6 protein-coding genes are annotated in these 12,501 nt (G+C 74.3%); all 6 read left to right on the top strand.

What is annotated here, in order from left to right:
* The first annotated feature begins 14 nt into the window (after positions 1–14).
* Positions 15–2,789, top strand: a complete 2,775-nt coding sequence (locus IE185_RS32430) for a type I polyketide synthase (RefSeq protein ID WP_308432850.1) — start codon at positions 15–17, stop codon at positions 2,787–2,789.
* A 73-nt stretch (positions 2,790–2,862) separates the two neighbouring features.
* Entirely contained in the window at positions 2,863–8,463 is a 5,601-nt protein-coding gene (locus tag IE185_RS32425) for an SDR family NAD(P)-dependent oxidoreductase (RefSeq protein WP_189716523.1), read from the top strand.
* The gene (locus IE185_RS32420; RefSeq protein WP_138897385.1) at positions 8,460–9,800 is read left to right on the top strand and encodes a cytochrome P450 family protein; all 1,341 of its coding nucleotides are present in this window, start codon (positions 8,460–8,462) and stop codon (positions 9,798–9,800) included. The genes IE185_RS32425 and IE185_RS32420 overlap by 4 nt, the downstream gene beginning before the upstream one ends.
* 13 nt (positions 9,801–9,813) lie before the next feature.
* Positions 9,814–11,088 (top strand): activator-dependent family glycosyltransferase, encoded by a 1,275-nt coding sequence (locus IE185_RS32415; protein WP_138897384.1) that lies wholly within the window; start codon positions 9,814–9,816, stop codon positions 11,086–11,088.
* Positions 11,089–11,104: 16 nt separating this feature from the next.
* Positions 11,105–11,827, top strand: a complete 723-nt coding sequence (locus IE185_RS32410; protein ID WP_138897383.1) for a class I SAM-dependent DNA methyltransferase — start codon at positions 11,105–11,107, stop codon at positions 11,825–11,827.
* Between the two features lie 49 nt (positions 11,828–11,876).
* Positions 11,877–12,501 (top strand): alcohol dehydrogenase catalytic domain-containing protein (locus IE185_RS32405; RefSeq protein ID WP_189716521.1); only part of this gene is annotated, 625 nt, incomplete at its 3' end.

Here is a 12,501-nt window from a genome sequence, read left to right as displayed (position 1 = left end):
AGGACGGGGCGCGGGTGGTGGCGTTGCGTTCGCAGGCGATCGGCCGTGTGTTGGCGGGGGGCGGTGGGATGGTGTCCGTAGCCCTGCCGGTAGCCGAGGTGGAAGAGCGTCTGGCTGCCTGGTCGGGGGTGTTGGGTGTTGCTGCGGTGAATGGGCCCTCGGCGACCGTGGTTTCGGGTGCGGTCGGGGCCGTGGACGACTTCGTGGAGATGTGTGAGCGGGAGGGTGTGCGGGTCCGCCGTATTCCGGTGGACTACGCCTCGCACTCGTCCCAGGTGGAGAAGATCGAAGAGGAACTGGCGGAGTTGCTGGGTGCGGTGGAACCCCGTGAGCCGCTGGTTCCGTTCTGGTCCACGGTGGAGCCGGGCCGAGCGGTGCGGCTGGATGGTGGGTACTGGTACCGGAATCTGCGGCAGCGGGTGTGTTTCGCGGAGGCTGTTCAGGCGCTCGTCGTAGATGGCTTCGGGGTGTTCATCGAGGTCAGTGCCCATCCGGTGCTGACGATGGGCGTGCAGGATCTCGTGGACCGCGGCACTCGCAGCTCGGCCGAGAACGCTGTGGTGGTAGGGACCCTTCGAAGGGACGAGGGCGGTCTGCACCGGTTCTGGACGTCCATGGCGGAGGCGTTCGTACAAGGCGTCGACGTGGACTGGAAGGCCGCGTACACCTCACACGGGCTCGCCACCCGCCGGGTCGACCTGCCCACCTACCCCTTCCAGCGCACCCACTACTGGCTCGAAACCGCTCCTCGTGGTCCTGGCCGTGTGCGCGGTTCCGTGGAGCCTTCCGGGATCGACGCGTGGCGTTATCAAGTGGTGTGGAAGGGTTTGTCGGTGCCGGAGGTGCCCCGGTTGTCGGGGCGTTGGTTGCTGGTCCTGCCGGAAGGTACGGAAGGTGCCGAGGGTTCGGAAGGTACGGCTCCCGGCCTCGCGACCGACATCGGCAACGCACTCCGCGACCACGGCGCCACCGTGAGTCCGCTCGTGGTCGACCCCGTGGCGCTGGGGCGCGACGGCCTTGCCGCGCGGCTCTCCGGCACCTGGGACGGCATCCTCTCCCTCCTCCCGATGGACGAGCGGCCGCACCCCGGCCACCCCGTGCTCGACCGTGCCACCGTCGGTACGGTGCTCCTCGCCCAGGCGGCGTCGGACGCCGGCAGGGGCGCGCGGCTGTGGACCGTCACGCGCCGGGCCGTCGCCGTGACGGCGGGGGAGCGGCCTTCCACAGCGGGTGCCCAGGTCTGGGGTGTCGGGCGCGGCATCGCACTGGAACTGCCCGCCCTGTGGGGAGGGCTCGTGGACCTCCCCGACGCGCCGGACGCCCGGTGCCTGCGGCAGCTGGTGCGGACGCTGGCGGCGGCCGGTGCCGAGGACCAGGTGGCCGTACGAGCCTCCGGCACCTACGGGCGCAGGCTGGCAGCCGCCGGGGCGGCGGCCGGTGCCGGCCGGGCGTACACCCCGCGCGGGACGGTACTGGTGACAGGAGGTACCGGTGCGCTCGGGGGCCATGTGTCGCGTTGGCTGGCGGCGAATGGTGCCGCGCATCTGGTGCTCACCGGTCGGCGGGGTATGGACGCCCCCGGGGCGGCCGCTCTGGCCGCGGAGCTTGAGGAGTCGGGTGCGCGGGTGACGGTGGCGGCGTGCGATGTCGCCGACCGCGAGGCACTGGCCGCGCTGCTAAACGAGTATCCTCCCACCGCCGTGTTCCACACCGCGGGCGTACCGCATTCCGGTGCGTTCCTCGGTCTGCGTACGGACGGCATGGCGGACGTGTACGGCGGCAAGGTCGCCGGGGCCCGCCACCTGGACGAGCTCACCCGCGAGCGGGATCTCGACGCCTTCGTGCTCTACACGTCGGGCGCCGGAGTCTGGGGCAGTGGTGGGCAGGCGGCGTACGGGGCGGCGAACGCGGCGCTCGACGCCCTCGCGGAGTGCCGCCGCGCCGACGGACTGCCGGCCACCGCGATCGCCTGGGGCCTGTGGGGCGGCGGTGGCATGGGCGAAGGCGAGGGCGCGGAGTTCCTCAGCGAGCGCGGACTGCGCGTGATGGACCCGGAGCGGGCCGTGCAGGCCCTCGGTGCGGCTCTGGAACGTGATGACACCTGCGTGGCCGTAGCGGATCTCGACCTGCCCCGGTTCGCCAGGTCGTTCACCGCGTTCCGGCCCAGCCCGCTGATCGGCGCCCTCCGCGGAACGGGCGAGGCGGGGAAGCGGGACGAGGACGGCGAGGAGAGCACCGGCGGCCAGCGGTTCCTCGCGCGGTTCACCGCGTCCGGCCCGGTCGAGCGGCAGGAGTTGCTGCTCGATGTGGTCCGGCGGCAGGTGGCCGTCGTGCTGGGGTACGCGGGGGCCGTGGAGGTACCGGCCGACCAGGCTTTCAGGGACCTCGGTTTCAGCTCGCTCACGGCCGTCGAGGTGGCCACCCGGCTGGGCCGGGAGGTGGGGGCCAAGTTGCCGCCGACCCTGGTGTTCGACCACCCGACGGCGGAGTCGGTCGCGGACCACCTGACCGAGCTGCTGGAGGCGCGTGCCCTGGCCGGGGAGTCGCGGAGCGAGGAGGCGCGGATCAGGACGGCGCTGGCGTCGCTGCCCTTGGACTCGCTGCGCGAAGCGGGCTTGCTCGACCCGGTGCTCGCCCTGGCAGCGGCACACGCGTCCGGGTCCCTTCAGACGGGGGAGCCCGCCCCCGCGCTGGACGGCCGCACCGGGTCCGACCAACCACGCGACATCATCGACGAGTTGGATGACGACGCGCTGATCGCGCTCGCGCTGGGGGAATCCGGCGCCTGACCCGCGCCGCGCCTCCCCTCTCTCCCGCTCCTTCCCCCCTTCCCGGCCCCGCTGCGAGAGGTACTCCCCCCTCATGACTACGTCCTCCGCCGACCCCTCCACCGAGAAACTGGTGGAGGCCCTGCGCACGTCCATGAAAGAGGCGGCGCGGCTTCGGCGGCGCAACCGCGAACTCGAGGACGCCGGCCATGAACCCGTCGCCATCATCGGCATGGCCTGCCGTTATCCCGGCGGCGTCGACTCGCCCGAGGCGCTGTGGGAGCTGGTCGTCGGCGGGACGGACGCGGTGGGGCCGTTTCCCGCCGACCGCGGCTGGGACGTCGACGGCGTGTACGACCCCGACCCGGAGGCGCAGGGGACCACATACTGCCGCGAAGGGGGGTTCCTGAGGGGTGCGGCGGAGTTCGACGCCGCGTTCTTCGGCATCTCGCCGCGGGAGGCGGTGGTGATGGATCCGCAACAGCGCCACCTCCTCGAAGTCTGTTGGGAGGCTCTCGAACGGGCCGAGTTCGCCCCCCACGCGCTGCGCGGCAGCCGCACCGGGGTGTACGTCGGAGCGGCGCACTCGGACTACGCCTCCGACCCGCGCCGGGTCCCGGCAGGGTCGGAGGGGTACCTGCTGACGGGCAGCGCGGACGCGGTGCTTTCCGGGCGCGTGTCGTACGTCCTGGGGCTGCAGGGCCCCTCGATGACCATCGAGACGGCTTGCTCGTCGTCCGTGGTGGCGCTGCACGTGGCGGTCGCGGCGCTCCGGCGCGGCGAGTGCGACCTGGCGCTGGGAGCGGGGGTGGCGGTCATGCCGGACCCGGCCGCGTTCGTCGAGTTCTCCCGGCAGAAGGGGCTGGCCGCGGACGGCCGGTGCAAGGCGTTCTCGGCGGACGCGGACGGCACCGGATGGGCGGAGGGCGTCGGGGTGCTGGTGCTCCAGCGGCTGAGTGACGCGCTGAGGGACGGCCGCCGGGTGCTCGGGCTGGTACGCGGCTCGGCCGTCAACCAGGACGGCGCCAGTAACGGTCTGACCGCGCCCAGCGGCCCCGCCCAGCAGCTGGTCATCCGGCAGGCGCTCGCGGATGCGCGGCTGACGGCCGACCAGGTGGACGCGGTAGAGGCGCACGGCACCGGGACCAGGCTCGGCGACCCCATCGAGGCGGGCGCGCTCCTCGGCACGTACGGCCAGGGACGGACCCGGGGCCGGCCCCTGTGGCTGGGGTCGCTGAAGTCCAACATCGGGCACGCACAGGCCGCCGCGGGGATCGGCGGGGTCATCAAGATGGTGCAGGCGATGCGGCACGGAACGCTGCCGCGCACTCTCCACGTCGACACCCCGACCCCGCACGTGGACTGGTCGGCGGGCGCCGTGCGGCTTCTTACGGAGTCCGTTCCCTGGGAACAGCGGGCGGGCAGCCCCCGGCGCGCCGCGGTCTCCGCCTTCGGCGTCGGCGGGACCAACGCCCATGTCGTCCTGGAGGAAGCACCCGCGCCCGCGCCCCCGCCCCCGCCCGCGTCCACGGGTGCGCGGCCCGCCCCCGCGTCCGCTCCCGTGGCGTGGGTCGTGTCCGGCCGTGGGGAAGCCGCCCTGCGCGACCAGGCCGACCGGCTCCACCGGCACCTGCGCGATGCGCCGGACGCGGACGCGCTCGACATCGGTTACTCGCTGGCGGCCACCCGCAGCGCGTTCGAGCACCGTGCGGTCCTGCTCGGCTCCACCCGTGCCGAACTCGCGGACGGCCTGCGCGCGGTCGCGGAGGGGCGTCGCGCCCCCCAAGTGGTCAGCGGGGTACGCCGGCGCGACGGCAAGCTCGCGTTCGTGTTCCCGGGGCAGGGCAGCCAGCGCCTCAAGATGGCGGGCGACCTGCGTGCAGCCTTTCCGGAGTTCGCCACCGCCCTGGACGAGGTCGCCGTGCGGCTCGACCCCGGCCTCGACCGGCCGCTGTCAGCGGTGCTGGACGCCGAACCGGGCAGCCCGGACGCGGAGTTGCTGGACCGTACGCGGTACACGCAGGCCGCGCTCTTCGCCGTCGAGGTCGCGCTGTTCCGGCTCCTGACGAGTTGGAACCTGCGGCCGGACCGGCTGCTCGGGCACTCCGTGGGGGAGATCACCGCCGCGCACGCCGCCGGAATCCTCGATCTTGACGACGCCTGTGCCCTGGTCGCCGCGCGCGGCCGGCTGATGGAGGAACTGCCGGAGGGCGGAGCCATGGTGTCCGTACGGGCATCCGAGTCGGAGGTCCTCGACCTGCTGGCCGCCACCTCCGCCCCGGTGGGCGTCGCGGCGGTCAACGGTCCCGAGGCCGTGGTGATATCGGGCGCGGAGCAGCCGGTGGCGGCGCTGGCCGCACGGTTCGCGTCGCTGGGCCGGGCCACCAAGAGGCTACGCGTCAGCCATGCCTTCCACTCGCCCCTCATGGAGGGCATGCTGGCCGACTTCCGGGACGTCGCCGAAGGCCTGAACTACCGCGCCCCGCACATTCCGGTCATCGCCCACGCGGCCGGCGGGCAACCCGTCGGGCCCGACGCACTGCGCCGTCCCGAGCACTGGGTCCAGCACGTCCGGCGGACCGTCCGGTTCCACGACGGCGTACGAAGCGCACGCGCGCAAGGCGTCACCACGTTCATGGAGATCGGCCCGGGCGGAGCACTGAGCGCGATGGCGCAGGAGTGCCTCGCCGACGACCTCGACGTCACGCTGCTGCCCGTACTGCGTCGCCCCGCCCGGGGCGGCGGGGAGAGCGCGCCCGCGCGGCCCGCCGCGAGCGCCACCGTGCTCCGGGCGGTCGCCACCGCGTACACCACCGGCACCGACGTCGACTGGGCCGCGCTCTTCGCAGGCTCCGGCGCCCGGCGCGTCCCTCTGCCGGTGTACCCCTTCCAACGCCGCCGGTACTGGATCGAACCCACCGCTGCCGCCGGGCGCGCGCTCCCCGACTGGCGCTACCGCACCGTATGGCGACCGCTGCCCGCGGCCCCGGCCTCGGCCCTCCCGGCCGCCGCGCGCCGGTCCTGGCTGCTGGTCCACCCCGACCGGGGCAGGGGCGCCGCACTCGCCCGGTCCGCCGAGCGGGCCCTGACGGCCGTGGGCGCGCACGTCGTCCCGCTCCCCGTCGACGTGGACGGTGCGGACCGGTCCTCGCTGGCCGCCCTGCTCGCGCGGGCCCTGCCCGCCGCGCGGCCCGGAGGTGACACGGAAAGTGACACAGACGGCACCGGTCCCGGCGTGCTGTCGCTCCTCGGCGTCGATGATCGGGAGCACCCGGAGCACGGCCCGGTGGCGGCGGGGGTGCTGGCGACCCTGGCCCTGGCTCAGACGATGGAGGATGAGGCGGTGCCCGCTCGCCTGTGGTGCGTGACCCAGGACGCGGTGGCCGTGGACCGTGCCGAACGGCCCACGGGTGCCGGAGCGCAGCTGTGGGGTCTGGGCCGCACCGCCGCACTCGAAATGCCCCTGCGGTGGGGCGGGTTGATCGACCTGCCCGTCTCCGCCCGGGACGCCCACTGGGCCGAGGCGGTCCGGCTGCTCGACGGCCCCGAGGACCAGACGGCGGTCCGCGACTCCGGCGGGCACGGCCGCCGGCTGGTCCGCGCCGATCCGGAGCCGGGTGCCGCGCGCTACCGGCCGCGGGGGACGGTGCTCGTCACCGGCGGTACCGGTGCCCTCGGCGGACACCTCGCCCGCTGGCTGGCCCGCAACGGGGCGGAGCACCTGCTGCTCGTGGGCCGCCACGGCGGCCGTGGCCGAACGGCTGCCGCGCTCGAGGCGGAACTGCTGGAACGGGGTGTCAAGGTGACGTTCGCGGCGTGCGACGTCGCGGACCGCGACGCGCTGGCCGACGTGCTGGCCGCCGCCCCGGCGGATCCCCCGCTCACCGCGGTCTTCCACGCCGCCGGCGTCCCGCAGGCCGCCCCCCTGACCCGAACGGACCCCGGCCTGTTCGCCGAGGTCTGCTCCGGCAAGGTCGCCGGTGCGCGGAACCTCGACGAGCTGACGCGCTCCCACAACCTGGACGCGTTCGTGCTGTACGCGTCCGGGGCCGGCGCGTGGGGCAGCGCCGGGCAGGGCGCCTACGCGGCCGCCAACGCCGAACTCGACGCCCTCGCCCAGCGCCGCCGCGCCGACGGTCTCCCCGCCACCTCTCTCGCGTGGGGTGTGTGGGCGGGGGAGGGGATGGGCGACGGTGACGGCGCCGAGTACCTGCGCCGTCGTGGCGTACGGGCCATGGCCCCGGCGGCGGCGCTCGACGTGCTCGCCCGTTCCGTCGGAGGCGACGACGCCTGTCTCATCGTCACCGACATGGACTGGCCCCGGTTCGCCGACGGGTTCACCGCCTTCCGGCCCAGCCCGCTGATCTCCGAACTACCGGACACACGGCCCCATACCGTCCCGCGCCCCACCGACCGGCCGGCCGATGGATCCGGCACCCCGCGCCAACACGTCGCACGGCTAGGCCCCCGCGACCGCCCGGCTGCCCTGCTCGCCCTGGTCCGCGACGAGACCGCCGACCTCCTCGGGCATCCGGACCCGCAGGACGTCCCGGCCGACGAGCGGTTCCCGCTGCTCGGATTCGACTCCCTGGCCACGGTCCAGTTGCGCCGCCGACTGGCCGTGGCGCTGGACGTCGAACTGCCCGCCACGGTCCTCTTCGACCACGACACCCCGCGCGCGCTCGCCGGTCACCTCGCCGGCCTGCTCGCCGCGGGCCGGGACGAAGGCAGGGGCGACCGCGCGCCCGACCCGGCCGACGGCGCCCCGCAGCCGCGGGTACGCAGCAGCTTCACCGTCCTGTACGAGGAGGCGGTCCGGACCCGCCGGGTCGGCGAGGCGATCGACCTCCTCGCCGCGGCCGCCGCCTTCCGCCCCGCCTTCCGGAGCGCCGACGCCCGGCCCACGACCCCGGTGGTTCTGAGCAGCGCCCCCGCCGCACCGGGCGGGCCGGCCAGGACGATCCGGGCCGGCCAACCGGTCCGGCCGCTGATCATCGGCTGTTCCGGCACCTCCGTCGCGTCGGGCCCGCACGAGTTCCTCCCCCTGGCCCGGGCCCTCGACGGCCGGTGCGACCTCACCGCCCTGCCGCAACCCGGTTTCGAGCAGGGCGAGGACCTGCCCGCCTCGCTCGACGTGCTCCTCGACTCGCAGGCCGCCGCACTCGCCCGGCACACCGCCGGGCGCCCCTTCGTACTGCTGGGACACTCCGCGGGCGCCAATCTGGCCCACGCCCTCACCCGCCGCCTGGAGGCGGAAGGAGGCGGGCCCGCCGGCCTCGTACTCGTCGACGTCTACACGCCCGGCGATCCCGGGGCGATGGGCGTGTGGCGCCACGAGATGCTCGACTGGGTGGCCGAGCGTTCCGCCGTCCCCCTCGACGACACCCGGCTGACCGCCATGGCCGCGTACCACCGGATGCTGCTCGACTGGCAGCCGCGGGTCACCCGGGCACCCGTCCTGCACCTGCGGGCCTCCGAGCCCCTCGGCGAGTGGAGCGGCCCGCCGGACGGCTGGCAGTCGAGCTGGGCGGACGCGCACACCGCCACCGCGCTGCCCGGTACCCACTTCACGGTGATGGGCGAGCACGCGCCCGACACCGCACGCGCCGTCGTCCACTGGCTCGACGGCCTGCGCCTCCCCGCCGCGGACACCCGCCCGGCGGCCGGCACCACCGACGACGAGAGGCACCAGTGAGCCCCGCACCGACCACGGACGATCCGGCCACCGTCGGCCGCCGCCTGCAACTCACCCGAGCCACCCAGTGGTTCGCCGGCACCATGGACGACCCGTACGCACTCCTGCTGCGCGCCGAGACCACCGACCCGGCCCCCTACGAGGAGCGGATACGGGCCCACGGCCCGCTCTTCCGCAGCGAACTGCCGGACACCTGGGTGACGGCGAGCCGGGCCGTCGCGGACGAGGTGATCGCCGCACCGGCCTTCGACTGGCTCACGGCCGACGGACGGCGGCCCGGCGCGCGCGAACTCCCCCTGTCGGGCACCGCGCTCGACGCGGACCGCGCCCGCTGCGAACGGTACGGGGCGTTCACCGCCTGGGGCGGCCCCCTGATGCCGGCGCCGCACGGGGCGGCGCTGCGCGAGTCGGCCGAGAGGCTGGCCCACGTCCTCCTCGACGGCGTGGCGGCGGCCCTGGCCGACGGCGCCACGGCAGACCTCGTCGACGCGTACGCCCGCAGGCTGCCCGCGCTGGTCCTGCGCGACCAGCTCGGTGTGCCCGGGGAATCGGCCGCCGCGTTCGACGAGGCGCTGGCCGGCTGCCGCCGCACCCTGGACAGCGTCCTGTGCCCGCAGCTCCTCCCGGACGCCGTGGCGGGGGCGCGCGCGGAGTCCGAGCTGACGGCCGTACTGGCGTCCGCCCTGGGCGGGACACCGGTCGGCCGGGAACCCGACGCGGTCGCCGCCGCCCGCACCCTGGCCGTCGGCGCGGCCGAACCCGCCACGACTCTCATCGCCAACGCCGTACAGGAACTGCTGGCGCACCCCGGACAGTGGGCCGCACTCGCCCAGGACCCCGCCCTCGCGGCTGCCGCGGTGACGGAGACCCTGCGCGTCGCACCGCCCGTCCGCCTGGAGTGGCGGGCGGCCCGCGAGGACACGGAGGTCGCGGGGGAGCGCATCCCCGCGCACGGCCGGGTCGTGATCCTGGTCGCCGCCGTCAACCGCGATCCGGCCGGGCACGACGGCATCCCCGCGTCCGGCAACGGCGTCCCGCCCGCCTCCGGCAGCGGCGGCGGCCACATCCGGACCGCCCCCTTCGACCTGGCGCGGCCCGAGCCCGTACCCGGGCCGTTCGGGCTTCCCGGCGACCTGCACTTCAGCCTCGCCGGGCCCTTGGTCAGGGCGGTCGCCGAAGCCGCACTGGGCGCGCTGGCCGTGCGGCTCCCCGGTCTGCGCGCCACCGGGCCGGCCGTGCGGCGCCGCCGTTCACCGGTCCTGCACGGACACGCCCGCCTCCCCGTCGCCGCCGCACCGGCCGCCCGTACCCCGACCGCCACCGCCGCACGGAACTGAGGAGGGACCTCCCATGCGGATCCTGCTGACGTCGTTCGCGCACAACACGCACTACTACAACCTGGTCCCTCTCGGCTGGGCACTGCGCGCCGCCGGGCACGACGTGCGGGTCGCCAGCCAGCCGTCGCTGACCGCCACCATCACCGGCTCCGGACTGAGCGCCGTACCCGTGGGCGACGACGGGGCCATCATCGAGCTGATCACCGAGATCGGCGACGACCTCGTCCTCTACCAGCAGGGCATGGACTTCGTGGACACCCGCCACGAGCCGCTCTCCTGGGAACACGCCCTCGGGCAGCAGACGATCATGTCGGCCATGTGCTTCTCGCCGCTCAACGGCGACAGCACCATCGACGACATGGTGGCACTGGCGCGCTCCTGGAAACCGGACCTCGTGCTGTGGGAACCCTTCACCTACGCCGGGCCCGTCGCCGCGCACGCCTGCGGCGCCGCGCACGCCCGGCTGCTGTGGGGCCCGGACGTGGTCCTCAACGCACGGCAGCAGTTCACCGCGCTGCTCGCCGAACGCCCCGCCGAGCAGCGCGAGGATCCGGTCGGCGAATGGCTCACCTGGACCCTGGAGCGCCACGGCCTCGACGCCGACGAGGACACGGTCGAGGAACTGTTCGCCGGGCAGTGGACGGTCGACCCCAGCGCCGCGAGCCTGCGCCTGCCCGTGGCGGGCGAGGTCGTGCCCGTGCGCTTCGTCCCGTACAACGGCGCCTCGGTCGTCCCCGGCTGGCTGTCCGAGCCGCTCACCAGGCCCCGGGTCTGCATCACGCTCGGCGTCTCCACCCGGGAGACGTACGGCACGGACGACGTAGCGTTCCACGAACTGCTGGCCGGGCTGGCCGACGTGGACGCCGAGATCGTCGCCACTCTCGACACCGCGCAGCTCCCGGACGCCGCGGGGCTGCCCGACAACGTGCGCGTGGTCGACTTCGTCCCCCTGGACGCCCTGCTGCCGAGCTGCGCCGCGATCGTCCACCACGGAGGAGCGGGCACCTGCTTCACGGCCACCGTGCACGGCGTCCCGCAGATCGTCGTGGCCTCCCTCTGGGACGCCCCGCTCAAGGGGCTGCAACTCGCCGAGGCGGGCGCCGGGATCACCCTGGACCCCGGCGAGCTGGGCGTGGAGACCCTGCGCGGCGCCGTCGTGCGGGCCCTGGAGAGCCGCGAGATGGCCGAGGCCGCCCGCCGCCTCGCCGACGAGATGCTCGCCGCGCCCACCCCGGCCGCGCTCGTCCCCCGCCTGGAAAGCCTCACCGCCGCGCACCGCCGCGGCTGATCTCGCAAGGAGCCCCATGAACCTCGAATACAGCGGTGACATAGCCCGGTTGTACGACCTGGTGCACCAGGGCAAGGGCAAGGACTACCAGGCGGAGGCCAAGGAGCTCGCGCGCCTCGTCACCCAGCGGTGTCCGCGGGCCCGCTCCCTCCTCGACGTGGCGTGCGGCACGGGAATGCACCTGCGGCACCTCGGTGAGTTCTTCCAGGAGGTGGCCGGGGTGGAGGTGTCCCCCGACATGCTGGACATCGCACAGCGGCGCAACCCGGCCGTCCGCATCCACCCGGGCGACATGCGGGACTTCGCTCTCGGGCGTCGCTTCGATGCCGTGATCTGCATGTTCAGTTCCATCGGGCACATGCGGGACCAGGGGGAACTGGACGCGGCGATCGGCCGGTTCGCCGCACATCTGCCGCCCGGCGGGGTCGTGGTCGTCGACCCCTGGTGGTTCCCGGAGACGTTCACACCGGGGTACGTCGGCGCGAGCCTCGTGGAGGCCGAGGGCCGCACCATCGCCCGCTTCTCCCACTCGGCACTCGAGGACGGCGCGACCCGGATCGACGTGGACTACCTGGTCGGTGTCCCGGGGGAGGGCGTGGAGCACCTGAAGGAGACCCACCGGATCACGCTCTTCTCGCGCGCGCAGTACGAGGCGGCCTTCGCCGCGGCGGGACTCGGCGTCGAATTCCTCCCGCAGGCCGCCACCGGCCGCGGGCTCTTCGTCGGCGTGCGGCCCTGAGAGACGACCGGCACGGCACACGGCACGGCACACGGAAGGGAACGCCAGGATGCAGCACATCGTCGACGCGATCGACTCGCTCGACCGGCAGGACGGCGGCTCGGCATCGGCCGTCTCCGCCGACTTCTCCGCACTCGAACTGCCCAAGTCCTACCGCGCGGTGACCCTCCGCAAGGAGGAGACGGAGATGTTCACCGGGATACCCAGCGCCGAGAAGGACCCGCGCAAGTCGCTGCACGTTCAGGCGGTGGCGACGCCTGAACTGGGTCCCGGCGAGGCGCTGGTGGCGGTGATGGCCAGCTCGGTGAACTACAACACGGTGTGGTCCTCGATCTTCGAGCCGGTGCCGACGTTCGGGTTCCTGGAGCGGTACGCAAGGCTGTCGCCGCAGAGCGCGCGCCATGACCTGCCGTACCACGTGATCGGTTCCGACCTGGCGGGTGTGGTGCTGCGCACCGGCCCGGGTGTGAACGCCTGGCGGCCGGGCGACGAGGTGGTCGCGCACTGCCTGTCCGTCGAGCTGGAGAGCTCCGACGGGCACAACGACACGATGCTCGACCCCGAGCAGCGCATCTGGGGCTTCGAGACGAACTTCGGCGGTCTGGCGGAGATCGCCCTGGTGAAGTCCAACCAGCTGATGCCCAAGCCCGACCACCTCAGCTGGGAGGAGGCGG

Source organism: Streptomyces chryseus (assembly GCF_014650755.1).
GTDB classification, from domain to species: domain Bacteria; phylum Actinomycetota; class Actinomycetes; order Streptomycetales; family Streptomycetaceae; genus Streptomyces; species Streptomyces chryseus.
Note: the sequence above shows the minus strand (reverse complement) of the source record. Positions and strands in the feature narration are given on the sequence as shown.